General features: G+C 60.3%; 29 protein-coding genes and 1 tRNA gene. 14 read left to right on the forward strand and 16 right to left on the reverse strand.

Annotated elements, in window-relative coordinates; genetic code table 11:
- Position 1: 1 nt before the first annotated feature.
- The 7 genes from AC2FIR_RS00510 to AC2FIR_RS00540 all read left to right on the forward strand — a co-directional run bounded on the left by AC2FIR_RS00510 (position 2) and on the right by AC2FIR_RS00540 (position 7246).
- Complete coding sequence (locus AC2FIR_RS00510; protein ID WP_496743632.1) at positions 2-1054, forward strand: quaternary amine ABC transporter ATP-binding protein; 1053 nt, start codon at positions 2-4, stop codon at positions 1052-1054.
- Positions 1051-3114 (forward strand): ABC transporter permease, encoded by a 2064-nt coding sequence (locus AC2FIR_RS00515; protein WP_496743633.1) that lies wholly within the window; start codon positions 1051-1053, stop codon positions 3112-3114. Before AC2FIR_RS00510 ends, AC2FIR_RS00515 begins: the two co-directional genes overlap by 4 nt.
- Positions 3115-3220: 106 nt before the next feature.
- A complete protein-coding gene (locus AC2FIR_RS00520; RefSeq protein WP_496743634.1) occupies positions 3221-3886 on the forward strand; it encodes an NnrU family protein in 666 nt (221 codons plus the stop codon).
- A 72-nt stretch (positions 3887-3958) separates the two neighbouring features.
- Positions 3959-4480 carry a DUF2478 domain-containing protein gene (locus AC2FIR_RS00525; protein WP_480906910.1) on the forward strand — a complete coding sequence of 174 codons (522 nt, stop codon included), beginning with the start codon at positions 3959-3961 and terminating at the stop codon, positions 4478-4480.
- Positions 4481-4744: 264 nt separating this feature from the next.
- The gene (locus tag AC2FIR_RS00530; RefSeq protein WP_157707899.1) at positions 4745-5611 is read left to right on the forward strand and encodes a hypothetical protein; all 867 of its coding nucleotides are present in this window, start codon (positions 4745-4747) and stop codon (positions 5609-5611) included.
- A gap of 97 nt (positions 5612-5708) precedes the next feature.
- A complete protein-coding gene (locus tag AC2FIR_RS00535) occupies positions 5709-5954 on the forward strand; it encodes a helix-turn-helix domain-containing protein (protein WP_025059995.1) in 246 nt (81 codons plus the stop codon).
- Positions 5954-7246, forward strand: a complete 1293-nt coding sequence (locus tag AC2FIR_RS00540) for a type II toxin-antitoxin system HipA family toxin (RefSeq protein ID WP_496743635.1) — start codon at positions 5954-5956, stop codon at positions 7244-7246. The genes AC2FIR_RS00535 and AC2FIR_RS00540 overlap by 1 nt, the downstream gene beginning before the upstream one ends.
- Positions 7247-7832: 586 nt before the next feature.
- Here AC2FIR_RS00540 and AC2FIR_RS00545 read toward each other — a convergent pair.
- The 11 genes from AC2FIR_RS00545 to AC2FIR_RS00595 all read right to left on the reverse strand — a co-directional run bounded on the left by AC2FIR_RS00545 (position 7833) and on the right by AC2FIR_RS00595 (position 16537).
- Complete coding sequence (locus AC2FIR_RS00545) at positions 7833-8312, reverse strand: DUF411 domain-containing protein (protein ID WP_157707897.1); 480 nt, start codon at positions 8310-8312, stop codon at positions 7833-7835.
- A 39-nt stretch (positions 8313-8351) separates the two neighbouring features.
- A complete protein-coding gene (locus tag AC2FIR_RS00550) occupies positions 8352-10685 on the reverse strand; it encodes a heavy metal translocating P-type ATPase (RefSeq protein ID WP_496743636.1) in 2334 nt (777 codons plus the stop codon).
- A gap of 65 nt (positions 10686-10750) precedes the next feature.
- Entirely contained in the window at positions 10751-11434 is a 684-nt protein-coding gene (locus tag AC2FIR_RS00555; RefSeq protein ID WP_496743637.1) for a TVP38/TMEM64 family protein, read from the reverse strand.
- Position 11435: 1 nt separating this feature from the next.
- Positions 11436-11822, reverse strand: coding sequence for a DUF302 domain-containing protein (locus AC2FIR_RS00560; protein ID WP_496716880.1), 387 nt, complete (start codon positions 11820-11822; stop codon positions 11436-11438).
- Positions 11823-11838: 16 nt separating this feature from the next.
- Positions 11839-11964 carry a hypothetical protein gene (locus AC2FIR_RS00565; protein WP_268888901.1) on the reverse strand — a complete coding sequence of 42 codons (126 nt, stop codon included), beginning with the start codon at positions 11962-11964 and terminating at the stop codon, positions 11839-11841.
- A gap of 119 nt (positions 11965-12083) precedes the next feature.
- Entirely contained in the window at positions 12084-12269 is a 186-nt protein-coding gene (locus AC2FIR_RS00570) for a hypothetical protein (RefSeq protein WP_496761795.1), read from the reverse strand.
- 90 nt (positions 12270-12359) lie between these two features.
- The gene (nhaA, locus tag AC2FIR_RS00575) at positions 12360-13670 is read right to left on the reverse strand and encodes a Na+/H+ antiporter NhaA (RefSeq protein WP_496743639.1); all 1311 of its coding nucleotides are present in this window, start codon (positions 13668-13670) and stop codon (positions 12360-12362) included.
- Positions 13671-13957: 287 nt separating this feature from the next.
- Complete coding sequence (locus tag AC2FIR_RS00580) at positions 13958-14092, reverse strand: hypothetical protein (RefSeq protein WP_263720905.1); 135 nt, start codon at positions 14090-14092, stop codon at positions 13958-13960.
- Between the two features lie 105 nt (positions 14093-14197).
- Positions 14198-15835, reverse strand: coding sequence for a chaperonin GroEL (gene groL / locus AC2FIR_RS00585; protein ID WP_496743640.1), 1638 nt, complete (start codon positions 15833-15835; stop codon positions 14198-14200).
- Between the two features lie 44 nt (positions 15836-15879).
- The gene (locus AC2FIR_RS00590) at positions 15880-16167 is read right to left on the reverse strand and encodes a co-chaperone GroES (RefSeq protein WP_062563235.1); all 288 of its coding nucleotides are present in this window, start codon (positions 16165-16167) and stop codon (positions 15880-15882) included.
- A 133-nt stretch (positions 16168-16300) separates the two neighbouring features.
- Positions 16301-16537, reverse strand: coding sequence for a hypothetical protein (locus tag AC2FIR_RS00595; RefSeq protein WP_157707891.1), 237 nt, complete (start codon positions 16535-16537; stop codon positions 16301-16303).
- Between the two features lie 150 nt (positions 16538-16687).
- Between AC2FIR_RS00595 and AC2FIR_RS00600 the strand changes: the two genes are divergently transcribed.
- On the forward strand, positions 16688-17422 hold the full coding sequence (locus AC2FIR_RS00600) for a Crp/Fnr family transcriptional regulator (RefSeq protein WP_496761797.1): 735 nt from the start codon (positions 16688-16690) through the stop codon (positions 17420-17422).
- A 56-nt stretch (positions 17423-17478) separates the two neighbouring features.
- Here the strand turns inward: AC2FIR_RS00600 and AC2FIR_RS00605 are convergent, their stop codons facing one another.
- From AC2FIR_RS00605 to AC2FIR_RS00615, 3 genes are all read right to left on the reverse strand, one after another.
- Positions 17479-17667, reverse strand: coding sequence for a hypothetical protein (locus AC2FIR_RS00605; RefSeq protein WP_099275886.1), 189 nt, complete (start codon positions 17665-17667; stop codon positions 17479-17481).
- 214 nt (positions 17668-17881) lie between these two features.
- Positions 17882-18295, reverse strand: a complete 414-nt coding sequence (locus AC2FIR_RS00610; RefSeq protein WP_246162180.1) for a hypothetical protein — start codon at positions 18293-18295, stop codon at positions 17882-17884.
- A complete protein-coding gene (locus AC2FIR_RS00615; RefSeq protein ID WP_157707888.1) occupies positions 18292-18717 on the reverse strand; it encodes a hypothetical protein in 426 nt (141 codons plus the stop codon). The genes AC2FIR_RS00610 and AC2FIR_RS00615 overlap by 4 nt, the downstream gene beginning before the upstream one ends.
- A 274-nt stretch (positions 18718-18991) precedes the next feature.
- Here AC2FIR_RS00615 and AC2FIR_RS00620 point away from each other — a divergent pair, with 274 nt between their 5' ends.
- From AC2FIR_RS00620 to AC2FIR_RS00645, 6 genes are all read left to right on the forward strand, one after another.
- Positions 18992-19306, forward strand: a complete 315-nt coding sequence (locus AC2FIR_RS00620) for a hypothetical protein (RefSeq protein ID WP_246162179.1) — start codon at positions 18992-18994, stop codon at positions 19304-19306.
- The gene (locus tag AC2FIR_RS00625; RefSeq protein WP_073038017.1) at positions 19303-19647 is read left to right on the forward strand and encodes a hypothetical protein; all 345 of its coding nucleotides are present in this window, start codon (positions 19303-19305) and stop codon (positions 19645-19647) included. Before AC2FIR_RS00620 ends, AC2FIR_RS00625 begins: the two co-directional genes overlap by 4 nt.
- A gap of 107 nt (positions 19648-19754) precedes the next feature.
- Positions 19755-20822, forward strand: a complete 1068-nt coding sequence (hflK, locus tag AC2FIR_RS00630; RefSeq protein ID WP_157707886.1) for an FtsH protease activity modulator HflK — start codon at positions 19755-19757, stop codon at positions 20820-20822.
- On the forward strand, positions 20819-21907 hold the full coding sequence (gene hflC / locus AC2FIR_RS00635) for a protease modulator HflC (protein WP_157707885.1): 1089 nt from the start codon (positions 20819-20821) through the stop codon (positions 21905-21907). Before hflK ends, hflC begins: the two co-directional genes overlap by 4 nt.
- Positions 21908-22126: 219 nt before the next feature.
- Entirely contained in the window at positions 22127-22606 is a 480-nt protein-coding gene (locus tag AC2FIR_RS00640) for a hypothetical protein (protein ID WP_496743643.1), read from the forward strand.
- A gap of 322 nt (positions 22607-22928) precedes the next feature.
- Positions 22929-23150 (forward strand): hypothetical protein, encoded by a 222-nt coding sequence (locus AC2FIR_RS00645; protein ID WP_496761798.1) that lies wholly within the window; start codon positions 22929-22931, stop codon positions 23148-23150.
- 4 nt (positions 23151-23154) lie between these two features.
- Here the strand turns inward: AC2FIR_RS00645 and AC2FIR_RS00650 are convergent, their stop codons facing one another.
- Both AC2FIR_RS00650 and AC2FIR_RS00655 read right to left on the reverse strand, forming a co-directional pair.
- A complete protein-coding gene (locus AC2FIR_RS00650) occupies positions 23155-24516 on the reverse strand; it encodes a site-specific integrase (protein WP_496761801.1) in 1362 nt (453 codons plus the stop codon).
- A gap of 289 nt (positions 24517-24805) precedes the next feature.
- Positions 24806-24879 (reverse strand) — tRNA-Cys (locus AC2FIR_RS00655).
- Between the last annotated feature and the right edge of the window lie 108 nt (positions 24880-24987).

Genomic DNA, 24987 nt, shown 5'->3' on the forward strand with positions numbered 1-24987 from the left:
AGTGACTGACGCAAACACGCCAGCCATCGCCTGCTGGAATCTCTGGCAGGTCTTTGGCCCTGGTGCTGAAAAAGCCCTGACCGACGCGCTGTCTCGGTCAGGGAACGACTCTGAAAAAGCCGCCGCCGATCTGCGCGAAAACGGGTTAATTCCGGCCGTTCAGGACGCGAATTTCGAAGTCCAGGAGGGCGAGCTTTTCGTCATCATGGGGCTTTCGGGGTCGGGCAAGTCCACGTTGATCCGGTGTATCTCGCAATTGCTGCCCGGAACGGGCGGAGAAATCCATGTGGACGGCGAAAATGTCATTGGCGCATCAAAAAAGACGCTGACCGAGCTGCGCCGCAAGAAGCTGGGCATGGTGTTCCAGCATTTTGGTCTGTTCCCGCACATGACCGTTGCCGAAAACGTGGCCTATCCGCTGCGTGTTCAGGGCGTTGGCAAAAAGGAACGTCTGGCCCGCGCTCAGGAAGTAATATCGCTGGTCGGATTGGAAGGCCGCGAAGACAGTTTCCCGCGCCAGCTTTCGGGCGGTCAGCGCCAGCGTGTTGGCATCGCACGGTCATTGGCCGTGAACCCCGATATCTGGTTTCTGGACGAGCCATTCTCGGCCCTCGACCCCCTTATCCGCCGCCAGTTGCAGGATGAGTTCCTGCGCATTCAGGCGACGCTGAAGAAATCCATCGTCTTCATCACGCACGACATTCAAGAGGCGCTGAAGCTGGCCGACCGGATAGCGATCATGCGCGACGGCAAGATCGTTCAGATCGGAACGCCCACGGATATCGTGCTGCGCCCGGTCGACGACTACGTGCGCGAATTCTCGAAAGATGTGGCCAAGGGCCAGCACGCCAAGGTCGCCTCGGTCATGCGCGGAGGCGAAAGTGAGTGTGGGCCGGATGATCCGGGCCTGACCACGGCGATGACGCTGGACGCCGCCCTTGCACATTGCATGGAACTGTACGAACCGGTGCCTGTGCGTGACGAGGCGGGCAACATCGTCGGCAGTGTCCACCCGTCGGATCTGGCTGCCGCGCTTCAGGTGGATGACACATGACCGCGGCTACGGATATTCCTGCGCAGCAGGCGCGGCTGACCGCAGGCGCGCAGGCGGCCCTGATCACCGTGATCGTCGGTGCCGTGTGTCTTGCACTGGAAGGCGTCGCCCCGTGGCTGGTGAAATGGCCCACCGCGTGGGAACTGCCTGCGACCCAATGGGTGGGCGCTTTCCTGGACTGGTTCCTGAACGGTATCAAACCCGCCATGCGGTTGTTTTCCGATCTGATGACCTATCCGATGAATGCGGCCAACTATGTGCTTGCCAATACCCCGTGGCCGATCCTCATCGGTCTTGTCACCGCATTGGGCTGGTATCTTGGCGGCTTGCCGATGGCGGCGTTGGGATTCTTCGGCCTCAGCTTTGTACTGGCCTCAGGCTACTGGGCCGAGAGCATGAACACCCTGGCGCTGGTCGCTGTCTCGGTGCCGGTCGCGCTGATCGTTGGCGGAGCGATCGGTATCCTCGCGAATGAGGTGCCAAAGGTGAAATCCTTTGTGCAGGCGGTGCTGGACGTGATGCAGACTGTGCCGACTTTTGCCTATCTGACGCCGCTGCTGCTGCTCTTTGGTTTCGGCCCCGTTGTTGGTCTGATCGCCTCGGCCATCTACGCCGCACCGCCGATGGCGCGAAACGTGATGCTGGGCCTCGAAAGGGTCGAGCCCGAAATCAAAGAGGCCGCCATCATGTCCGGCGGCACCCGGTTTCAGCAACTGTTTCAGGTGGAAATCCCCGCCGCCGCGACGCAGATCATGGTTGGTGTGAACCAATGTCTGATGGCGGCGCTTTCGATGGTGATCATCGCCGCCGTCATCGGCGGGTTCAACGATATCGGCTGGGAGGTTCTGCTGACCATGCGCAAGGCGCAGTTCGGTGAATCCCTGCTGGCCGGTCTGGTGATTGTGGTTTTCGCCGTGGTGATTGACCGGATGAGCGGCACTCTGGCGACCGAGCGCAAGCGTTATGACCAACGCGTCGTTTGGGCTGTCCTGGGCTTTACTGTACTGTTTACGGCCGCCTTTTGGGCATGGCTTCCGAATCCGTCCGAACTGACGCTTCTGGACCCCATGGCCGAAGCGGTCGACAGTGGTCTGACGGCGTTCACGCAGGCGAACGGACCGTGGCTGGATGCGCTCAAGAACAACTCGCTGTTCTATGTTCTGTTGCCGTTGCGGATCGGTCTTGATCAGGCGGTTCTGCCGTTTACCTGGGGGTTCCAGTGGACACCCGGGATGAGTTACGGCCTGTTCGCCGCCGGTGCTGGTATCACCCTGCTGATGGCGTGGCGCGGGCACCTGACCGGTGGACTGGTCGTGTTGATCCTGATTGGCATGCTGGAAACCGGAATTGCCAACCTGCCTTGGCCGTTTGTCCTGACCGGAACCGCCGCCCTTGGCTGGGTTGCGGGCGGCTGGCGTCTGGCAGCGCTGTCGGTGGGGCTGCTCTGCACCATCCTCGTCTCGGGCCTGTGGGAAAGGGCACTGCTGTCGCTCTACCTCAGCGGTGCTGCGGTGTTTTCCTGCGCCGTAGTTGGCGGGCTGATCGGTCTGGCCAGCGCGGTGTGGGAGCCGGTGTGGAAAATTGTCCGCCCGATCTGTGACATGCTGCAGACGATTCCGCTGTTCGTGTTCCTGATCCCGGTGCTGATGGTGTTTCAGATTGGCGAGTTCTCTGCCTTTCTGGCGATCTGCGCCTATGCCATCGTCCCGATGATCCGCTACACGCGGCACGGGCTGGTCAATACGCCGGAAGAGATGATGGAGGCCGCCATTTCAAGCGGCGCGACCGAGTGGCAGATCATGCGTGACGTGCGTGCGCCTTACGCGGCGCCGACCATCCTGCTGGGGCTGAACCAGACCATCCTTTATGCCTTTGCCATGCTGGTGATTGCGGCGCTGATCGGGACAACCGGTCTGGGCCAGTCGATCTATCTGGCGCTAGGGCAGGCCGATGTGGGGCTTGGTATCTCGGCTGGTGCCGCGATGGCCATCCTGGCGCTGATTGCCGACCGCATGGTGCAGGGCTTTGCCGAAGAACGGCGCAAGGCACTGGGCTTGTGAACAAGGGCAGGGGCAGCGTATCTGCCCCTGCGCCCGACTTGATTTCGGACAAGGACCACCCCCGCGCCGCAGCCTAAAACCGGGCGCAATATGTTCGGAGTTTATCATGACCGGTTGGGCCCTCTTCCTTGCAGCGCTGATCACCTTCCTTCTGACTCACGTTGTCCCGGCTCGTCCCGCCGTGCGTGGCAGGTTGATCGAAACGATGGGGCGCAGGCGGTATTTCGCGACCTATTCCGCCTTGTCCCTGCTGGTGCTGGGCTGGCTTGTCGTCGCGGCCGCGCGGGCGCCGTATGTTGAAGTCATACCGCCTTTTGCGCTTTTTCGCTGGATACCTTTGCTGATCATGCCGATAGCCTGCTGGCTGGCCATAGTGGGGCTTTCGATCCAGAACCCGTTTTCGTTCGGAGGGCTGGGACACTGCGCCTTTGACCCCGAGAACCCGGGCATCCTGCGCACAACGCGCCATCCGGTTTTGGCAGCGTTGATGTTGTGGGCCGGCGCGCACCTACTGGCCAATGGCAGCCTGTCCCATGTCATCCTTTTCGGGCTATTCGCGGGTTTCGCTGTAATGGGTATGGCGCTGATCGACCGCCGCAAGGCGCGGGCGATGGGTATCGAATGGACGCGTCTGTCGCGCAATACCGCGCGCTCCTCGCTACGCGCACCGCGCCCATGGCCGGGCAAATGGTCCGGTCTTGTCGCGCTTGCCGTATTTGCGGTTCTGCTTCACCTGCACACACCTGTTATTGGCCTTTCCCCTCTGCCTTGACGCGAGGTGTGGCCGAGCACAGACATGCGTGCTATCTGGAATGTCATGTATTTGTACGAAGAGGGTCTCTGAATGTACCTGGCCTATGTCACCACCACCGATCGCGGCGCAACCGACCGCCTGCTGAGCGCTGTGGCCGAGCATCTTCTGAACGCTGACGCGCGGCTGGCTGGTGTGGTTCAGACCAACACCGAATGCGCGGACAGCAGCAAATGCGACATGGACGTCCGGGTGTTGCCCGAAGGTGAGACCATTCGGATTTCCCAGTCTCTGGGCACCCAGTCGCGCGGTTGCCGTCTTGACCCGGCCGCGCTGGAGCAGGCCGTCGGATATGTAACTGCTTCTCTGGACGACAATCCGCAGCTTCTGATTATCAATAAGTTCGGCAAACACGAGGCGGACGGCCGCGGCTTCCGCCCTGTCATCGCTGAAGCCCTGGCGCGGGATATTCCCGTTCTGGTCGGTGTCAACGGCCTGAACAACGAGAAATTTCAGGAGTTCACAGGAGGCGCCGCTGAGGAAATCACACCTGACCTGCAAGAGATCGTCAGCTGGTTCAATCAGGTAACGGCCCAACGCGCGACAGCGGCCTGAGCCAGCCATTCTTGCTGCAAGGGCAGTGAACCTTCGTGAAAACGCCCTCAGTCAGAATTATCGGTTGTTGACAGGGAGATATGGAGGCGAGTACCGGAATCGAACCGGTGTACACGGATTTGCAATCCAGAAAGAACGGTCGCAAAAACAACGGCTTATGGGTGCAAAACACCTCCTGACAAAAAGTGAACAAAAAGCGAAAGTTTCAACGCTGTTTGCGTGCCAGAATGCTCACAAAATCGTTTCTAACCTTGGGATAATTCGATGAGTTGGGCGGTTGCAAATGAATGCGCAGAGCGTCGCTTCGGCAGCGCCGCGCGCAAGCAGATCATCATGTTCCTGGCCGATAAGGCGAGCGATGATGGCTCAGGCATCTGGTGCTCCAAGGGGACCATCCAGCGCCACACTGAGCTCAGCGAGAGCACGGTGAAGCGCACCATCATCGACTTCCTCCGCGAAGGCATTTTGATCGAGACGGGGCGGCGGCAGTGCAAGAACGGCTACACCGTCATTTACCGCATCGTTCTGGAACGCGTGGCCGCGCTCGAGCCCACGGCTGAGCCCGACATCGAGACGGGGGTCACTGTGAACCCCGTCCAGCCTGAACCCGGCACGGGGTCCACGGTGAACGGGGTACGGGGTTCACGGTGGACCCCAAACCATCCTAAAACCATCCATAAACTACCTACGCGCAGGCGCGAGGCGGCGGAGGTGGAGGTTGAAGCTCTTGAAACTGAGAAGATCTTGGCGGCGTATCCCGAGGACAGGATCCGAGACCGGCGGACCAGTCTGCGCCTGATCGCTGCAGCATTGAAAGCCGGTGTGGAGCCCGATGACCTGAAACATGCGGTCAAAGCCTATGCGAAGGAAAGCGAAGGATACACGCGCAGCAAGGTCTGCTTCTCAGACAACTGGTTCAAGATGTGCCGATGGGAGAAGGGGCTTGCCCAGATACAGGCGGACCGGGAGAAGGCGCGAGAGGCCGAAGCCAAAGGTCGCGCTAGCCTCGCCGAGTGGATCCGTGAACGCCACCCTCTTTGCCGCCACATTACAAACCGGCAGATTGAGGGCTTGATCTCGTCAAAGCTGGTGACGCCCGAGCAGGTGCGCGCTGCGGGGCTGCAGGCATAAGTGCGGCTCGATTGTTACGCCATGGCGTAAAAAGTAGATATTTACGTTGCAGCGTAATTTGTTTTAATTTACGCTGTGCCGTAAAAGGAGCCACATCATGGACCTCACAGCACGAACGGCCGAGCAGATCGGCGAGGCACTTCGCCGGACGCGCAAAGCGCGCGGCTGGACCCAAAGCGACATCAGCGCGCGTACGAATTTGCGCGTCGCGACGATTTCGTCGCTCGAGAATGGCGACGCGGGAGCCAAGCTCGCCACAGTGCTCGCTGTTATGGCGGCACTTGGGCTTGAGTTCCGATTGGTGGAACGCGGTGGCTCGCTTGAGATTGAGGATATCTTCTGATGGCCAAACATGGGCGTAGCGGCACGATGCAAGTGCTTCTGAACGGACGGTTGGTGGGGGCTTTGCGTCTCGCTGGTTCAGGCGCGATCAGCTTTATCTATGATCCGGAATGGTTGGCATGGGAACACGCCATGCCCATCTCGCTTTCGCTGCCTTTGCGTGAAGTGGCACACCAGGGCGGCCCTGTTATCGCCTACTTGGAAAACCTGCTGCCGGACAATCAGGCGATACGCGAACGCGTAGCCGCTCGGGTGCGTGCAGGCGGTACGGACGCCTGGCACATGCTGGAGAAAATCGGGCGCGATTGCGTAGGGGCCTTGCAGTTCGTTTCGGGCGAGATCCCCGAGTTTGGCGCACTCGAGGGAGAGCCCGTTTCAGAGGCACAGGTTGCGGATATGTTACGCAACCTCGCAAACGCTCCGCTAGGCTTAGATGAGGAAGACGACTTCCGCATTTCTATCGCAGGGGCGCAGGAAAAAACGGCGCTGCTACGCCACGAGGGCGCGTGGATCCGTCCATCGGGGCTCACCCCAACAACCCATATCCTCAAGACGCAGCTTGGCGTTCTGCCCGCAGGGATCGATTTGTCTGACAGTGTTGAGAACGAGTTTTTCTGCATGAACCTCTGTCGGGCCATGGGCATGGATGTGGCTGAAGTCGAGATTGCCGACTTCGAGGACGTGCGGAGCCTTGTTGTGACCCGGTTCGATCGGCGCTGGACCAAAGATGGCCGGTTGATCCGCCTCCCGCAGGAAGACTTTTGCCAAGCGCTCTCAGTCCCACCCAGTCAAAAATACCAAATGGATGGCGGGCCAGGGATCACCGAAGGGATCGGGCTGCTGCAGGGCAGTGATGACCCTGACGAAGATCAACGCGCCTTTTTCCGCGCGCAGGTGCTGTTTTGGTTGTTGGGCGCGACGGACGGGCACGCCAAGAATTTCAGTATTGCATTGCGCCCTGGCGGTTTCCTTTTGACCCCGCTTTATGACGTGCTGAGCGCACAAAAAGCCGTGGATGACGGTCAAATTCGCCAAAACCGGATGCGTCTCGCGATGGCGGTCGACGGGCACTATCGGATCAATGAGGTGGTGCCGCGCCATTTCCCGCAGGCTGCGAAGGCGGCAGGTTTTGGTGTGGCGCTGGCGGAAGAGGTCTTGTCGGGCGTCGCGTCTGAGCTTGAACCCGCCTTGGACAAGACACTAGCAGACCTGCCGGATGGGTTTCCACAGCCTTTGGCAGATGCCATTGCTGCTGGCATACGACGTCGGGCGATTGCCTTTCATGCCGTATGATCCGCAGATCATATTTCCGTTTTATGGTCGGTAGATCATATCGAGTGGCAGGCCGAGTTCCTGCAACAACACGTATGTGGATCCAGGGAACGCCGCAATTGTTAGGTCGCAGAGGCCCCACTCTATTCGATGCAGCGGGTTTTCCATGTGATGGGCGGCAATGCGGACCTTAAGGTGGATTGCAGCGAAGGCTAAGTGAGAGCCCATACTACCGAATGCTGCGCTCTGCACCAAGGTGTGTAGTCCGGTTCGAAGCGGTCGTTCGAAGACGTGCTATGCGCCTGTTCAGTGATGGATGGTGGCAATTCCGGTAGAATATCAGTGGCTTGCGCGGTGTCGTGTGCAGTGTGTGTTCATGTTTAGATCGCGTGATTTCGCACTCCTTAGCGGGTGTTTCGATGCGCTGGCACAGATTGGACTCTTCGGGGCCTCGTAGTGTTCATCGGGGACGAGCAATGGCCAAGGAGTTGGCTTTTCTGCCGGACGGATCCGCCAACGCCGAGATTCTGAGCGATTACGCCGTGATGCGGGAGCAGGCACGCCTGTGTTCTCGTCCCTGATCAGAAGCGGAATCGCAGCTTCAAGGTCACGCGGCAGCGTAGCAGGTGAACACCTCGGTCGATCCGTCGCGTTGGATCAGGAACACGTCATAGGCCTCGCGCTCGCTTTCCGGCCCCATCCCGGGCGAGCCGTAGGGCATGCCGGGCACTGCGAGGCCCACCGCGTCGGGGCGTTCCACCAGCAGACGGCGAATGTCGGCAACAGGGACGTGGCGCTCGATCATGTAGCCATTCACGCGCCCCGTATGGCAGGAGACCATCTCCTGCGTGATGCCGTTGTCCAGCTTGTAGCGCATCAGAAGCGTCCCGGCGCTCGCCTCGGTCGTTACGGCGAAACCATCGTTTTCGAGTATCTCGATCCAGGCCGAGCAGCAGCCGCAGTTCGGATCCTTCATCACGTGGATCGCCGGACCGGCGCCTAGCGCCAGGGTCCTGAAGGGCGATGCAGCCACCAGCGCGGCGCCGCCAATCAGAAGCGTGCGGCGGGAAAAAGCGTTCTGGGTCATCTGCGTTTCCTTTCGAGTTCGCATGTATGGACTGGCAGGTCAGAGATTGACCCGCCTGAGCCGTAGGGCGTTGGTGATCACCGAGACGGAGGACAGGCTCATGGCCGCCGCCGCGATCATCGGCGACAGGAGAAGGCCGGTGACGGGGTAGAGCAGTCCTGCTGCGATGGGGACACCAAGCGCGTTGTAAGCGAAGGCGAAGAACAGGTTTTGCTTGATGTTGCGCAAAGTGGCGCGTGCGAGCTTGCGCGCCCGGACGATGCCCATCAGGTCACCGCCCAGCAGGGTGATGCCGGCGCTTTCCATCGCCACATCCGCGCCCGTGCCCATCGCGATGCCGACATCCGCGGCGGCCAGCGCGGGCGCGTCGTTCACTCCGTCGCCCGCCATTGCGATCTTGTGGCCCTCTCGACGCAACTGGTCGATAAGGACCTTCTTGGCTTCGGGCAGCACGCCCGCCCGCACCTCGTCGATCCCGAGCTTGCCTGCCACTGCCTGCGCTGTGCGCTCGTTGTCGCCCGTCGCCATTATCACCCTCAGACCCTGGGCATGAAGTTCGCGGATCGCCTGTGCGGTCGAGTCCTTGATCGGGTCGGCGACCGCCACGATGCCGACGAGCGCGCCATCGAAAGCGACGAACATCGCCGTCTTGCCCTCGGCGCGCAGGGTGTCGGCGTGCGCCTCGGCCGCACCCGTATCCAGACCCATCTCCCGCATCATCGCCGCGTTGCCGAGCGCCACCGCACGCCCACCGACGCTGCCCTGTACGCCCTTGCCGGTGACGGCACCGAAGTCCGTGGCCTCCTGACGCGGGGCACTCTGCGTCTCGGCTCCCTCGACGATCGCTTCGGCCAGAGGGTGCTCCGAGCCGCGCTCCAGCGCTGCGGCCAGCGAAAGCAGGTCGGTCTCGGCGATGTCGCCAAGCGCCATAAGGTCCGTCAGCTTCGGCTTGCCCAAGGTCAGAGTGCCGGTCTTGTCCACGATGAGCGTATCGACGGCCGCCATGCGTTCCAGCGCCTCGGCGTCCTTGATCAGCACGCCCGCCTGCGCCCCGCGTCCTGCTGCCGTTGTGATCGAGATCGGCGTCGCAAGCCCAAGCGCGCAGGGACAGGCGATGATCAGGACGGACACCGCCGAAGCGATCGCGAAGACCAGCGCGGGCTCGGGGCCGACGGTCAGCCAGACGATGAAGGCGACGACGGCTATGGCGACCACGGTCGGCACGAATACCGCCGACACCCGGTCAGCCAGACCCTGGATCGGCGCGCGCGAGCGGCGCGCGTTCGACACCATCGCGACGATCTGCGCCAGCACGGTGTCGGATCCGACCTTTCCCGCCTCCATAACCAGAGAGCCATTCTTGTTGATCGTCGCTCCGGTCACCGCATCGCCCGGGCCTTTCTCGACGGGCATCGACTCACCCGTCAGCATACTCTCGTCAAGCGACGACCGGCCCTCGATCACCGTCCCATCGACCGGGACCGCATCACCGGGTCGCACGCGCAGCCGGTCTCCCTCCATGATGTTTTCCAGCGGCGCGTCATATTCGGTACCGTCTGGCAGGATACGCCGCGCCGTCTTTGGGGCGAGATCGAGGAGCGCGCGGATCGCATCCCCGGTGCGCTCGCGTGCGCGCAGTTCGAGAACCTGGCCCACGAAGACTAGCGTCACGATCACAACCGCCGCCTCGAAATACGTCCCCACGCCGTGCCCCATCCGGTACTGTTCCGGAAACACCCCCGGCAGGAACGTGGCGACGAGCGAGTAAAGGTATGCCGCCGCCACGCCGATGCTGATCAGCGTCCACATGTTCGGGCTTCGGTTCACGATCGAATCCCAGCCGCGCCGGAAAAATGGCAGCGCCGCCCAGAATATGATGGGCGTGGCCAGCAGAAACTCGAGATAGCTGGCCGTCTGATGCCCGATCCAGTCGCGCACCGGCAGCGCCACCAGTTCACCCATCGTCAGGATAATAAGCGGCACCGCGGCGGCAGCCGAGATCCACATCCGGCGTGTGAAGTCTGTCAGCTCCTCGCTGGGCTCGTCGGAGGGCACCATCGGTTCCAGCGCCATGCCGCAGATCGGGCATGACCCCGGCGCATCCCGAACAATCTCGGGGTGCATCGGACAGGTGTACTGGACGTTGGCCGGTGCGGCCTTCTTTTGTCCGGCGGCCCTTCCCGAGGCATAGAACCACGGATCCGCCGTGAACTTCGTCTGGCATTTCTCCGAACAGAAATGGAAGGGCTCGCCCTGGAACTCGGCGTGAAGTCCATCGGGCTTGACTGCAACCGTCATCCCGCAGACCGGGTCTTTCGCCGTCTCGGCCCCCGATGGCATGTCGGGTGCCGCGTGGTGGTGATCTTGTTCCATGGTCTGTCCGCCTTTCGGTCTTTTTTCAGCTTGCCACCTCCAGCGGTTGGAAGATCAAGCCCTATTCAATCTTGGTCGCGAACGCTCTCTTCAGGCTTTCTCCGCATCGCCACCCAGAGCAGCGGTAAGCCCGTCACGAGGCCGAGACCGAGCACTGCCCAGGTCGCCCGGCCAAAGTCTCCGCTGACCGCCTCGCCGCCGAAATGGGCGAGCAGGAAGCTGGCCGGGATGATGCCGGCCAGCGTCGCGAGGGCGAACCGCCAGGCGTGCAGGCGACTGAGCCCCGCAGCGTAGCTGATCATGTCGAAAGACACGAACGGCATCAGGCGGCTGGCGAAAACCGTCGCCGTCAACGCGGTCTGCGAGCCGAGCAGCCCGGCATCGACGCGGTCACCAAAGACCCGCCGCAGGATATCATGCCCCAGAATCCGTGCGAGGCCGAACGCGATCAGTGCTCCGAGTTCCGCGCCGATCACGACCAGAACCGTTCCCCAAACATGCCCGTAGGCCGCACCGGCGGCCAACGCGATCGGCGCGCTCGGGATCGGACTGGCTACAACCGCGAGGGTCATAAGCGTGACGATGAGGACCGGCCCCCAGATCCCGGCGCGCGCCACCAGCATTTCCAGACGCTCGCCGTCCATCAGGCCGCGTGCTTGGTCGAAAGCGGAAGGCGCGAACAGCCAGGCACCGAGCACGGCGATCCCGAGGATCGCCATCACCACGAGGATGATTGCGCGCAAACCCACCTCAGATCGAAGCTACGGCCTTCGCGAGAAGGTCTCGGACCTGGCTCGCAACAGCCGTGAGTTCGCGGTTCTCGATCGCCTGCATCGACGCGACCGGGTCGATGGCGCTGACCTCGACGCCATCTTCGACCTCGCGCAGGATGACGTTGCACGGCAGCATCGCACCCACACGCGGCTCGATCCCGATGGCGTGATGCGCCATCTTCGGATTGCAGGCGCCGAGGATGCGATAGGCAGGCATCTCGACATCCAGCTTCTTCTTCATCGTCGCCTTGACGTCGATCTCGGTCAGCACGCCGAAACCCTGATCCGCCAGCGCCTTGCGCGCACGAGAGTCAATATCGTCGATACCTGCGCCGGAGATCACGCGATTGATCGTGTAGGTCATTGCGAAGTCCTTTTTCCTATTTCCGAAGATATTTGATCAGCGCCGCTATGGCCAAAACCACCAGCACAAGGATCAACAGGCCGAACAGCCAGCCAAACCCCATCCCGAAACCCATTCCGAAGCCCATGTCGTTCCAATTCATCTTCTCGTCCTCCTAGGTTGCACCCCTAAGGGTCGCCTAATAAACAGGCCTCACTACTGCATGCGCATTATAGCATAGGATCGGTGTCTGGACGGCGGGGCGCCCTTTCCGGCTTCCGCCTATTGTCGAAGAAGTTTGATCTGTGCCTCTATGGCCAAGATCACCAGTACGAGGATCAGCAGGGCGCAGAGCCAGCCAAGGCCCATACCGGTTCCCGTGTCGTTCCAATTCGTGTTCCCTTCCTTGCGGGCAGTTGCTGCACGTTGCGCTGCGTCGTCGGCTGTTGCAGCAACATTGGGCAGCAAAGCATCTCAGAACTGATCGGCGTCGAAATCGACGATGGACAGTAAGGGTACATGAACGAGGTCGCGCAGCGCATCGGCTGTGTGTTTTCGTCACCTCATTCGCAATGTGAGCCAAATCAGAAGCGAGATGCCGAGTATCGCCGAAAGCGCCGATCCGCCGAGAATACCCAACTTTGCCGCATTCAGGACGTAACTGTCGAATGCGAGGCCTGCGATGAACAATGACATCGTGAAACCGATCCCCGTCAGAAAAGAGCCGGCCAGAATGAAGGGCCACGACAAGGCCGGCGCGAGTAGCGCCAGGCCGGATCGTACGGCAAACCAGCTGAACCCGAGGACGCCGATCGGTTTTCCCAACACGAGGCCGACAATGATCGCCAGCGAGACCGGTTGTACGAAATCGACACCCTGAATCGTGATGCCGGCATTTGCCAGTGCGAAGATCGGCATGATTGCAAAGCCGACCCAGGGGTGCAGCATCATCTCGAGCCGTTCGACTGGTGAGAGCGACTCCGTGACCGCTCTGCCGGCTTGACGCAGGTCGCGGTGGCTTGCGGCATCTCCTTGTCGACGATCGCCGGCCGGAACGGCGAGTACTCGCCCAAGGATCTCACGCAGGCGGGCGTCGCTCACCCATATGCGCGTTGGTGTCATCAGGCCCAGAATGACGCCTGCAATAGTCGCGTGGACGCCGGAAGCGTCGAAGCATAACCAGACTGCCGCTCCCAGAAGGAAATAGACCGGTACGCTTCTGATCCCGACGCGCGAGGCGCCTGCGACGATACCAATCCCCAGAAAGCCCAATCCGAGAGCCGACCAGTTTAACGCCTCACCGTAACCGAAGGCGACCACGAGGATTGCACCGACGTCATCAAAGATGGCCAGAGACAGCAGGAACAATCGCAAGGTGGGCGGGATCCGGCCTCCGAAGAGCGCCAGGCACCCGATCACGAAGGCCGTATCGGTTGCCATCACGGTTCCCCAGCCATGTATGCCGGGCTGGCCGGACATCAGCGCAAGATACAGAGAGACCGGCACGACCATGCCACCCAAGGCGCCTGCGAACGGCAGGGCGGCCTGTCGAGGGTTCCGCAATTCGCCCAGCACCAACTCGCGCTTGAGTTCCAGAGAAAGCACGAAGAAGAAAAGGGTCATCAGACCGTCGTTGATCCAGTGCCGCAGAGAGCGGGTGAAATCCAACGAGCCGAATGTGAGACCGATGGGGGTTTCCCAGAAGCTCAGAAAGCCTTCTTGCCACGGTGAGTTGGCCAGCCCCAAAGCCAGCAGAACAGCCAGGAGCAGGAGTCCACCAGCTGCCGCTTCGATCTTCAGGAAGCGTGCGAATGGTTTCGTTATGCTGTCGGCGGCCTCATGGGGCAGGCCTTGATGAGAATCGATCACGGGAGAAGCATACCTTTTGGGGTCGACAGAGTCTTTGTCATCGCAAAGCGGATGCGTTGACCGCGAGAAGCAGTTGCCGGCGCCTCAGCCGCGTCGCGTACGGCTCAGGCGGCAAGCGTCCGGGCCTCCGCGAATGAAAGAAATCTCCGGTGCTTCTCGTCTCATAGGTGCAGCCTTGCGCAGCGGAAGCTCTGCCAAAGTGTTATGCGCGTCGTCTCCCGCCGCCATCAGGCTCCGTATTCAGTGATAGCCAATATTCACTGATAGCCAATCACTTGGCCCTCTACCTATTTCTTCTTGTGCTCGCCTAGATTGGTCAAGGTTTTGCCCTTCGTGAAGTCGGCTGTTGCAACGACCTTTTCCTTCACCTTCTTAGGCTTTTTCGCTTCGCGGTTGCCGCGTTGCTTGTTGCCTTTGGTCATTTCCGTTTCTCCTATTGTGAATTATTGTGCTGACTAGATCGGTGTTCATGTCCATCGGGAATGTGATTTCTCGTCCCGAGGCTCCTGCGCACAGGCCCCGCCCATTCACATCATTCCGCCCATTCCACCCATATCGGCCATTTCGTTACCGGCGCCGCCCTTTTCGGGCTTTTGCGCGACCATCGCCTCGGTCGTGATCAATAGCCCGGCAATGGACGCGGCGTTTTCCAGTGCGATCCGAACGACTTTCGTCGGATCGATAACGCCGGCCTTCAGCATGTCGACGTACTCCTCGGCTTGCGCGTCGAAACCGAAGCTCCGGCTGTCGTTCTCGATGACCTTGCCAACAACGACCGATCCGTCGACCCCGGCATTTTCGGCAATCTGGCGCAATGGTGCCTGGATCGCGCGCCGGACGATCTTGATGCCGGCATTCTGATCGCCGTTCTCGCCCTTCAGCGTCGCCAGCACCTTGCCGGCATGAACCAGGGCCACGCCGCCGCCGGGCACGACACCTTCCTGAACCGCAGCGCGGGTGGCGTTCAGCGCGTCGTCGACGCGGTCCTTGCGCTCCTTCACCTCGATCTCAGTTGCCCCGCCGACCCGGATCACGGCAATGCCGCCGGCAAGCTTGGCGAGCCGTTCCTGCAGCTTCTCCTTGTCGTAGTCCGAAGTGGTCTCCTCGATCTGCGCCCGGATCTGGTTGACGCGCGCCGCGATCGCGTCCTTGGCTCCGGCACCGTCGATGATCGTCGTGTCATCCTTGGTGATTGTGACCTTTCTGGCGGACCCGAGCATGTCCATGGTGACATTCTCCAGCTTGGTGCCCATTTCCACGGAAATCACCTGACCGCCCGTCAGCACGGCTATGTCTTCCATCATCGCCTTGCGGCGGTCTCCGAAGCCGGGTGCCTTGACGGCCGCCACCTTCAATCCGCCGCGCAGTTTGTTGACGACCAGCGTCGCCAGCGCCTCGCCCTCGATATCCTCGGCCACGATCAGCAATTGCTTCTCGGCCTGAATCACAGCCTCCAGCAACGGCACCATGGATATGAGAGAGGTCAGCTTTTTTTCGTGAAGCAGTACGACGCAATCATCCAGCTCGACGACCATTTTCTGAGCATTCGTGACGAAATAGGGGCTCAGATAGCCGCGGTCGAACTGCATGCCTTCGACCACTTCGGTCTCGGTCTCCAACCCTTTGTTTTCCTCGACGGTGATCACGCCTTCCTTGCTGACCTTGGCCATCGCGTCGGCGATCTGCCGACCGATCTCGACTTCTCCGTTGGCCGAAATGGCGCCGACCTTGGCAATCTCGTCGCTGTCGCCGACCGGCCGGGACATGGTCTTGATCTCGGCCACAACTGCAGCGACGGCTTTGTCGATACCGCGCTTGAGATCCATCGGGTTCATGCCGGCCGCGACCGACTTCATGCCCTCCCGGACAATCGCATGGGCGAGCACGGTGGCGGTGGTGGTTCCGTCGCCAGCCTCATCATTGGTGCGCTGCGCGACCTCCTTGACCATCTGGGCGCCCATATTCTCGAAATGGTCCGAAAGCTCGATCTCCTTGGCGACGGTCACACCGTCCTTGGTGATGCGCGGCGCACCCCAGGATTTATCTAGAATGACGTTTCGGCCCTTGGGGCCGAGGGTGATCTTGACGGCATTTGCAAGCGTGTTGATGCCTTTCAGCATGCGATCGCGGGCGTCGGTACTGAATCGAACTTCCTTGGCGGACATGGTGTGAGTTCCTGAGACTGAGGTTGACGTGAAAGGTTTCGGACTCAGGCGATCACGCCGAGAATGTCGCTCTCCTTCATGATCAGAAGGTCTTCGCCATCGAGTTTGATCTCTGACCCGGACCATTTTCCAAACAGGATCCGGTCGCCGGCTTTGACATCCATCGGGATGCGCTCGCCGTCCTCGCGTCTTCCGCCCGCGCCAACGGAGACGACTTCGCCTTCTTGAGGTTTCTCCTTAGCGGTATCGGGAATGATGAGACCTCCCTTGGTCGTCTCATCGCCTTCAATGCGACGAACAAGAACCCGGTCGTGGAGTGGAGTGAATGACATCTAAGTGCTCCTTGTTGAGATTTCGTTGGCGAAACGGGCCGGGTCAAATGCTTAGCTGCGTTGCGCGCAAGTCCGCGGTATCCTATTCGGTCTCCACTCCGAGAATTCGGATCGACACCGCCGCCCGAGCGGTTCACGGGCGTCGAACAGAGTTCCCGCCAGCGATGATCGTGTTGATCATTTCGGCGACGGCCCGGTGCCTTTCCATTTCGAGTTCGGTACCGACCGCGTTCTCATGGGTCGCCGCGGCGTCGCGAAGAACCCCCACGATCTCGTGTTCCGGCAGCAACCCGCGATCGTTCATGGCAAGCAGGAGCGCCTCGCAGATCGATAGGGCGGCCTGGCCTGCATGTTCGCTTGCGGTGGACATCTGAGTTTCCTTCCTTGGCATCGTGAACCTGAGAGAAGGTGAGATTCAGATGCATCCGTACATCTCGCAGGAATTGCTCTATGCTGGACTGATCCAGAGCAGTGTCCGAGCCGATTTCTGCTCTTGGGTCACGACACGCCGGGAGGCCCCATGACATCAGTTGAACACAGCCCCCTTACCCGCAAGCTCTCGGCCTTCGTCGCCCTGTCGGAGGTCGAGCTGGCCGTGCTTGAACGACTGCATCAGCGTCGCCGCTCCTTCGTTGCAGGGCGTGATATGGTGCATCAGGGCCAGTCGGCTCAGGCCGCGTATATTCTGTCCGCGGGTTGGGTCTGTTCCTACAAACTGCAGGCCGACGGGACCCGGCAGATCGTGGATTTCCAGGTGCCAGGAGATTTTCTGGGATTGCGCAGCGTCCTGTTGCGCACGTCGGACCACAGCTTCGAACCCATCGTCGACATCGAGGCTGCGGAAGTATTGAAGAGCGACCTTCTTAATGCGTTCGCGCAGACCCCTCGCTTGGCGACCGCCATACTCTGGGCGGCGTCAAGGGATGAGGCGATGGTGGTGGAACATCTCGTCGGCATTGGTCGGCGTGATGCGGACGCCCGCATGGCGCATTTTCTGCTGGAGTTGGGATCGCGGCTTGCGCTGGTGGGCATGGGGACTGAGGATGGGTATGATTGCCCGCTGACCCAGTATCACCTGGCAGATGCCTTGGGGCTTAGTGCGATTCACGTGAACCGCGTCCTGCGGCAGCTTCGCGAGAACGGACTGGTGACCTTTCGGGACGGCCGCGTGACGTTTCACGACTATGAGGGGCTGGTGGCACTTGCCGAGTTCGATCCGGCGTATCTGGATCAGAGCGGCCCGCTCCTGAAATGAGAGGGCCGCCCTCCGCAAAGCGAGGGGCGGCCAAGGTTTGCATCAGGTGTCGGATGTCACGAGAGCTTCTCGCTCGCCGCATCGAGTTCCTTGTTGGTCTCGGCCTCGTTCTTCGCCGTGTTCGCCTTCTCGGCTGCCTCGTAGTGCCTGAGCGCCGCGTCCTTCTTCGGACCAGCGGGCGCCTTGTCCCACGCGGCTTTCACGGAGGTCATCTTCTCGGCAGTCTTGTTCTGTTCGGGAGTCATTGGAATTGTCCTTTCCTGGACGTTCCGAGAATAAGAAGCGCGCCGACATGCCGACCCTTTGGGGATCGGCACGCCCACACGCTTCTCGGGTACTCGGAAAAAGATGCGCCACCAAATATTCGGCGGGCACGTCTCATCTAACCGTGCCAGGGCCTCGCCGCACTGACGCAGGTTAGTCCCGGCGCCCGCGGCAGGTCGATTGCCTCTGCGGTTCTTAAATCACCACAGTTTGCTGGTGGGAAATCCTCAGCCAGGTGTCCTCATCGTTGAGGTACGTTGAGGCGCAAAGCGCTTTGTAGATCGGCACGTCGGTTTTTTCAGCCGAGACCCGGTAAGTGAGGATCGCGATGTCACCGCATCGCGTCACGCGCCGTTCGGCCATGACGACGGAACGCCAGCCGGTCCTTTCGCGAAGATGGGGCCAGATCTGGTCGCCCTGGAGGATGCCGGGCGGATAGGGGAAGACCATAACGGCGTTGGTTGCTGTGGTCGCCTGCGCACTGTCGGCGCCACTGGTCCAGAAGTGTTCCTCCATTTCCCAGAGTATGCCCTGTTCGTGTGGAGAAAGCGTACCGGACTTGTGCGCTGCATGTGCCGGTCTCCTCGCGGTCGCGGTTGAGACGGTCATTCGCCTGACCCCGACCCGCCAACCATGAACATCTGAAACAGCACAAAGATGATCGCGAGCACCGCCCAGATCGCGCCGCTTGTTCCCGGGCGGCCATCGGCCACCGTCGAGGCAGCGCGCTGCAGGGCACCTGACGTCCGGCCTTCAGGAAGCAGCTGGCTCAAGTCACGTGCGACCCTGCCATGATCGCTTGCAAGTGAGGGAACATCCTGAAACCGGGCAAGCAGCGTTTCCAACCGCGCGCGCGCGGCGTCGTGTCCCAGCGTGACCAGTTCAGCTGTTTCGTTCCATGGATCGAGACCGAGCCGCGCAAGCGTGGAAAGGACTGTCACGGCATAGCCGTTCCGGTCCTCGCCGACGGACGCATGAAGAAACCGATCGAACTCGGGCGGGTGCGGGTTGAGAACATTGGGGTCGGCCATCGCCAATCCTTTCAAGGGTTGCAGGAACGCAGATCGCCCCTGTTTCCCAAAGGATACGCGCAGGTCGGTCTCGCCGCCCTTACACAGGTCAGTGTGGGCGACTGACCAAAGGACGGGGTCGCAGCCGGTTCGGTGCCCGGGACTAACATGCGTCAGCACCAGTCGGACGATCCCGAGGTACAAGATACTAAATCGTTCGACTGGTCCGTCCCGGACTCCAAGGGGCCGTCAACAGTGGTGAGCGACGGATCTGCCAACATCGCGGAGACCAGAGATGAACATGCGGTCGACCAGATCGACGGTGACGTTTTCAAACCCGTTCACCTTGCCGGGATACCCGGGCGATTTGCCCGCGGGCGACTACGAGGTTCTCGTCGAAGAAGAGCTTCTCCAGGGGCTAAGCTTCGAGGCCTATAGACGGACGGCGACCTACCTGACGGTGCGCGGAAGGGGCGGTCATGCGGGACGTACCGAGTTACGGGCGATTTCCGACAGCGACGTGAAAGAGGCGCTGAGCCGGGATCGGGCCGCGACTGAGAAGAACAATCACGGCGAGGCGGCGCCTTCTCCGCAGGAGGACTTGAAATGAATACTCCCGAATGGCTCAAACCCGGCATCTATGGTGCCGTGATCGGTGCTGTCTTTGTCGGCGTCGTCGGATTTACATGGGGTGGCTGGGTGACCGGCGGCACTTCGAATGACCGGGCGGTGGCGATGTCCCGTAATGATGTCGTCGCCTCAATGGTACCGGTCTGCCTCGACATGGCGCGGTCAGACCCGGCTCGGGTGGACAAGCTTGCAACGATCCGGGCAGCCTCAACCTACCAGAGGCGCGACGCTCTCATGACAGCCGGCTGGGCGACGATGCCAGGAACCGATGCCCCAGACCGAGACATTGCGCAAGCCTGCCTGAAGGAACTGGAACTCTGAGGTCATGCTGTTCAGAGCCGACGATGTGATGGCGCAAAACGGTTCGCACCGTCAAACGCGCGAGCCAGGCATCGCACCGAGTGCCAAAACCGAAATAGGAGCTTGCGATGCCTTCTGATAACAATGGACCGGAAGATCGCGGACCTTGGAAAAACAAGCAGACCCGCGTTCCCCCTGAGGTTGACGCAATTCTCAGGCGGGGTCGGGATCGGCTGCACGGCATCCTGCCGGACGGTCTGCCACCGGTGAAGCGTCTTGCAATCGGGGCCGCCATTGCGCTTGCGGCGTTTGGGGCGTGGTCCTCATATTACACCGTGCCGAGCGACTCCGTCGCGATTGTCCAACGGTTCGGGAAGTACTCGGCCGAGGTCCCTCCGGGGCTGCACTTCAAGATCCCGTTCGGGATCGACGTGACCACGTTGGTCCCGGTCAAGCGCCAGCTGAAACAAGAGTTCGGGTTCACGACTCCGGGTGCCTCCGATCCCTATCAGAGCCCGACGGACGGTCGCCGCGAGACCGAGATGGTGACTGGCGATCTCAACGCCGCGCTCGTGGAGTGGGTGGTGCAGTACCGGATTTCCGAACCCCGGAAGTTCTTGTTTGAAGTGCGCGAGCCAAGCGCGACCCTGCGTTACGTCTCGGAGTCCGTCATGCGCGAAGTTGTGGGAGACCGCACAGTCGACGAGGTGATCACCGTCGGGCGCCAGGAAATCGAAAGCGAAGCCCTGATGAAGATGCAGGCGCTCGCGACCAAATACGCGATGGGCATCAGCATCGATCAGGTACAGCTGAAGAACATCAATCCGCCCCAGCCGGTTCAGGCCTCGTTCAACGAGGTCAATCAGGCACAACAAGAGAAGGAGCGGATCATCAACGAGGCCCGCCGCGAATACAACCGCGTCATACCTCTGGCCGAAGGCGAAAAGGACCAGCGCATCCGCGAAGCCGATGGCTATCGCTTGAGGAGGATCAATGAAGCCGAGGGCGATGCGGCACGCTTCACGGCGCTCCTGACGGAATACCGTCTGGCGCCCGAAGTTACCCGGCGCCGGATCTACATCGAAACCCTGCAGGATGTTCTGCCGGGAATTGGCTCCAAGATCATTGTCGACGGGTCCACGGCAAGCATCCTGCCGCTTTTGAACCTGGATCGACAGACAGGAGAGCAACCATGAAGACCATTTCGACCATTACCGCCGGGATCGCCGTCGCCGGTCTCGCCGCTGCATCATCCGCGATCTACACGGTCGGGGAGGTGGAGCAAGCCATCATCACCCAGTTCGGCAAACCGGTCGGCGCGCCGATCACCGAGGCCGGTCTTAAGATAAAACTCCCCTTCGTTCAGGAGGTTAACCGGATCGACAGCCGGGTTCTGGAGTGGGACGGCTCGCCATCGGACATGCCCACCAAAGACAAGCTCTATATCTCGGTCGATCTCTTCGCGCGCTGGAAGATCACCGATCCTCTGCAGTACTTTCTGCGCCTGCGCGACGAGCGCAGCGCCCAGTCGCGCCTCGATGATATCCTCGGTAGCGAGACGCGGAACGCCGTCGCCAAGCACGAACTCATCGAGATTGTGCGCACGACCAGGGGCCGGACGCCGCTTCGGGACACGCTTCTGACTGATCAGGAGCTTGCGCAGGACATTGGCGCACTGGTTCCCATCACGAAGGGGCGGGCGCTGGTCGAGCAGCAGATCTTCGAGGCGGCGGCGGAGAAGGTGCGCGTCTTCGGGATTGAGCTTCTCGACATTCGTTTCAAGCGCATAAACTACAATGAGAGCGTGCGACCCAAGATCTATGACCGCATGATCTCGGAACGCCGGCAGATCGCCGAAAGATTCCTGTCCGAAGGCAACGGTGAAGCGGCCCGTATTCAAGGCAACAGGGTGCGGGATCTGAACAAGATCCAGTCCGAAGCCTATCGCGCTGTCGAGGAAATCCGCGGTGCCGCCGATGCCGCAGCAGCAGCAATCTATGCGGGCGCCTACAATGTCGATGCCGTTTCGGTCGAATTCTACGATTTCACCCGAACCATGCAGGCCTACGGCGACATGATCTCGGATGACACGACGCTTGTCCTGACGACGGACAGCGATCTGTTCCAGTTCCTGCGCGGCATGCAGGGCGAGGCAGACCCCGTCCGCGATCCGGGCAGCGTCCCGGACGACGGTGGCGTGGCATCAACCGGCAGGGCCCGACCAGCGCAAGACCCCTCGACGCCAATCGTGACACGCACAGATGTCGAGCTGGGGCAATAGTTTCTTGGTCATGGCACGTGGATTGCCCAGGCTTTTTTCCGCTTCCAAGCGAGACACACCCACTTAATTTCCGTGCCCCTAATCTGCGTCAGCACACGATTTGCGCTTGGCTGGTAGGTGTATGGCAAGAGTTGGATCGCGACGAGGCGAAGGACTGCCTGCCTCGCTCGAACACACGACATCCAGCGTCGAACCGCGCAGCGAGGAGGACAATACGCTATGACATCAGTGAAACATCTAACCAGGACGGCAGCAGAGACGACCGATCTTGAACGGCGCGTGTTGGCCCATGAACGGATTCTGCAGGCCCTGATCGCTTACATGGCACGTACCGAGCCGCGTTTCGTCGACCACCTCCGAGAACGGTTCGTAGAACCGATGAGATTGACCCGGCACGAGCATGACCACCGCGAAACCGACGACTACGCGGAAGAATTCATTCGCGCCGTGATGCTTCTCGGAGAGGAGCGCGCGCCCAACGCGAAGGAGTCGAAATTGACCGACAAGAAACCCGTGTCGGCGAAAGGCAGAGGAGAAAAGGGGGCTTCCATGAACTGGCCACCGCACCGCGGTGGAGTTCAGGTGCGCGAAAGGAACGGCATCTGGGAGGTGGAGGTCGATGGCAAGTTCCGCGGCGACTACCACCAGAAGGAACATGCTCTTGCCGCTGCGGCCCTGCACAAGTTGTCGCCCCGATGACCGGTCGTACTCATCGGACAGTTCCGCCGGACTTCGCGATCCAGGTGGCCGAGAACGAAGGAATGCCATCCAGATCGAATTCCAGGGGCTCCCCGCCGCCGCCCGCGCCCACGCGACGGCTGACTGGAACGCTCACGCTTGGGCTATCGAAGACTCGCGCTGCAACCGGCGGACTCTGGTCCGCCAAGGAGCAAGCGGCGATGAGACACCCGCTGGCAAGGTTGATCTCGAGGCTGGCCATCGTGGCTGGAGTGATAGCGTCCCTGGCCTTCCCCGTCCTTGCGCAGGATGGCACCGGCCCGATGCCTCGGAACGCTCATCCTTGCAAGATACTCATGACATGACCAGGCGCGGCCGTGTGTCTGGCATGCGGGTCAGCATCGGGTGTCGTCTGCGATACAGCTTCCCGCAGCCGACGCCGCTGATTGCGATGCTGAACGTCCACTACTCGCGCTTTGGCGATCTGGAGCGTGCCGATTACCTCGTGACGTCGCCAAGCGTGCCGCTCGAAAGCTACCGCGACGGCTTCCCGAGTCAGGTTTGAAAGATTAGCAGGGGTTGAAATTGTCTATCGCAGTCTTGAGTTGGTTTAGCTGGTAGCCTTCTCTCAGGTAAACTTCTTGAGTTACGCCAGATCGAGCGTGGCCGACGATACACTGTACAATGGGCTCAGCTACTCCGGCTTGGCTCAGTCGCGTCACGACTGTGTGCCGGAAGCTGTGGAAAACTAAGCCGGGCTCTTTAATGCGCAGCTTTTTCAAGAAACTCTCGTTGCACCAGCGTCCTAGGTTGCGTCCATAACCCCCGTTGGCGTTGTAGCTGTATTCAGGGAATAGGCGAGTCCCTGAACTTCTGCTCTCCACAAAGTTCAAAAAACCTAGGCGTATCAATTCGGCATGTACGGGTACTTTGCGTCTTCCGGCATCAGACTTCACCCGCTGGTCCTCGCCCTCATCTGTAATGTTTAGATACCATACGCCACCTTCTTGCTGAACGTCAGCGATGTCCAGTTGGCATATCTCGTTCAGGCGCGCGCCAGTGAACATTCCTAGTAGTACACCCCACTTGTGGCATTCCTTGCGCACCAGCCCAGACGGGTTTTCTGTTAGTTCGTTGTAAATCAAGCGGGCGTGGTCGGGCTTGAAGGGTTTGCGTTCGGTGACGCTGTTTTTGGCCTTTGCCACCTTCATGCCGTCGAAGAGGCTATGCGGCGAGTATCCGTGTCGTTCGGCCCAATCAAAAAAACTTTTGAACATTTGTATGTGGCTATTGATCGTTTTGGGGGCGATTGTCTTCTGACCCGGCAACTTAATGACTTCCATCAACGGCATGTTTTTCAGGGCGGGCTTGGTGTTCCTGCTGGATGGCAAGGCTTGCAGAATCTTTTTGACCTCGTTCGCATCTTGCTTCGTTATCGTGCTCAGCAACCTGTCTGGCCCAAAGTACTCAACAAGAATTTTCAGGTACGCGCTGTTCTGGCTAACTGTTTTTTCAGCCCACTGACGCGAATGTTCCGCGATGAAGTCATCAATTGCGGTGCCTATTGGTGAAGAGGCGGGGAGCGCCTTTGCAGGCGGTGATACAGTCACGGCTGGGGCGTCATCATAAGAATAGTGTTCAAGGCGTTCTACTGCCTCCAGAATGCGCCTGAGCATATCTCTGCGTCCCTTTCGCCACTCTCGGCGTAGGTCCATCGCGTTATCGTCCCAGTCCTGTGTGCTTATGTCAGAGGCTTCGCAAAACGCATCGCTGTCGAGATGGAGGTCAGACAGTAAATCCTCACCTTCACCAGCGTTTTCATGGATTTCAATCTCTTGCTGCATCCCACTGATGGCCTTCTCTGGAAAGCCTTTGTCGTTCAGCCGTTCCAAATATTTGTCTAAAGACGCCTTGAAGTACCGATGCACCATTGATCGGATTTGGTCTTGTCGTAGTCGGGGCACGTTCTTTTGATCCGGTATTAATCGACCGCAAGATGCAAGAAAGCGCGCCAGATCACCAGCCCTATGCGGGCAGCGAGTACGCAGCGATACTCTTACAGATGTTCGCTTTTGCTCATAAGACGGAGGGATAGGCCAGCGGAAGTAATAAATACCGTGTCTTGAGAGGCTTAGGTAGGATGACTGCATCATTGTAGGTGTGTCCCACTTTGTGTCACACCCGAGCACCACAAGGCTAAGTCAATGATTTAGAATAAAATGGAGGCGAGTACCGGAATCGAACCGGTGTACACGGATTTGCAATCCGCTGCGTCACCACTCCGCCAACTCGCCTTTTTAAGTAAAATCAATTACTTGCCGTGGTGTGAGAGGCGTTTTAACAGCTTTCGTCTGGGGCGTCCAGAGGATTGATTGCAATTTTGGCATCCGGCTTTGGAAATG

The organism is Ruegeria sp. CDSB136 (genome assembly GCF_059610965.1).

What these genes read in the sequence shown, in the direction of transcription:
- AC2FIR_RS00515 (WP_496743633.1), top strand. Translation starts at nt 1,051, where the DNA reads ATGACCGCGGCTACGGATATTCCTGCGCAGCAGGCGCGGCTGACCGCA.
- AC2FIR_RS00520 (WP_496743634.1), top strand. Translation starts at nt 3,221, where the DNA reads ATGACCGGTTGGGCCCTCTTCCTTGCAGCGCTGATCACCTTCCTTCTG.
- AC2FIR_RS00525 (WP_480906910.1), top strand. Translation starts at nt 3,959, where the DNA reads ATGTACCTGGCCTATGTCACCACCACCGATCGCGGCGCAACCGACCGC.
- AC2FIR_RS00530 (WP_157707899.1), top strand. Translation starts at nt 4,745, where the DNA reads ATGAGTTGGGCGGTTGCAAATGAATGCGCAGAGCGTCGCTTCGGCAGC.
- AC2FIR_RS00535 (WP_025059995.1), top strand. Translation starts at nt 5,709, where the DNA reads ATGGACCTCACAGCACGAACGGCCGAGCAGATCGGCGAGGCACTTCGC.
- AC2FIR_RS00540 (WP_496743635.1), top strand. Translation starts at nt 5,954, where the DNA reads ATGGCCAAACATGGGCGTAGCGGCACGATGCAAGTGCTTCTGAACGGA.
- AC2FIR_RS00545 (WP_157707897.1), bottom strand. Translation starts at nt 8,312, where the DNA reads ATGACCCAGAACGCTTTTTCCCGCCGCACGCTTCTGATTGGCGGCGCC.
- AC2FIR_RS00550 (WP_496743636.1), bottom strand. Translation starts at nt 10,685, where the DNA reads ATGGAACAAGATCACCACCACGCGGCACCCGACATGCCATCGGGGGCC.
- AC2FIR_RS00560 (WP_496716880.1), bottom strand. Translation starts at nt 11,822, where the DNA reads ATGACCTACACGATCAATCGCGTGATCTCCGGCGCAGGTATCGACGAT.
- AC2FIR_RS00565 (WP_268888901.1), bottom strand. Translation starts at nt 11,964, where the DNA reads ATGAATTGGAACGACATGGGCTTCGGAATGGGTTTCGGGATGGGGTTT.
- AC2FIR_RS00580 (WP_263720905.1), bottom strand. Translation starts at nt 14,092, where the DNA reads ATGACCAAAGGCAACAAGCAACGCGGCAACCGCGAAGCGAAAAAGCCT.
- groL (WP_496743640.1), bottom strand. Translation starts at nt 15,835, where the DNA reads ATGTCCGCCAAGGAAGTTCGATTCAGTACCGACGCCCGCGATCGCATG.
- AC2FIR_RS00590 (WP_062563235.1), bottom strand. Translation starts at nt 16,167, where the DNA reads ATGTCATTCACTCCACTCCACGACCGGGTTCTTGTTCGTCGCATTGAA.
- AC2FIR_RS00595 (WP_157707891.1), bottom strand. Translation starts at nt 16,537, where the DNA reads ATGTCCACCGCAAGCGAACATGCAGGCCAGGCCGCCCTATCGATCTGC.
- AC2FIR_RS00600 (WP_496761797.1), top strand. Translation starts at nt 16,688, where the DNA reads ATGACATCAGTTGAACACAGCCCCCTTACCCGCAAGCTCTCGGCCTTC.
- AC2FIR_RS00605 (WP_099275886.1), bottom strand. Translation starts at nt 17,667, where the DNA reads ATGACTCCCGAACAGAACAAGACTGCCGAGAAGATGACCTCCGTGAAA.
- AC2FIR_RS00610 (WP_246162180.1), bottom strand. Translation starts at nt 18,295, where the DNA reads ATGACCGTCTCAACCGCGACCGCGAGGAGACCGGCACATGCAGCGCAC.
- AC2FIR_RS00615 (WP_157707888.1), bottom strand. Translation starts at nt 18,717, where the DNA reads ATGGCCGACCCCAATGTTCTCAACCCGCACCCGCCCGAGTTCGATCGG.
- AC2FIR_RS00620 (WP_246162179.1), top strand. Translation starts at nt 18,992, where the DNA reads ATGAACATGCGGTCGACCAGATCGACGGTGACGTTTTCAAACCCGTTC.
- AC2FIR_RS00625 (WP_073038017.1), top strand. Translation starts at nt 19,303, where the DNA reads ATGAATACTCCCGAATGGCTCAAACCCGGCATCTATGGTGCCGTGATC.
- hflK (WP_157707886.1), top strand. Translation starts at nt 19,755, where the DNA reads ATGCCTTCTGATAACAATGGACCGGAAGATCGCGGACCTTGGAAAAAC.
- hflC (WP_157707885.1), top strand. Translation starts at nt 20,819, where the DNA reads ATGAAGACCATTTCGACCATTACCGCCGGGATCGCCGTCGCCGGTCTC.
- AC2FIR_RS00640 (WP_496743643.1), top strand. Translation starts at nt 22,127, where the DNA reads ATGACATCAGTGAAACATCTAACCAGGACGGCAGCAGAGACGACCGAT.
- AC2FIR_RS00650 (WP_496761801.1), bottom strand. Translation starts at nt 24,516, where the DNA reads ATGGTGCATCGGTACTTCAAGGCGTCTTTAGACAAATATTTGGAACGG.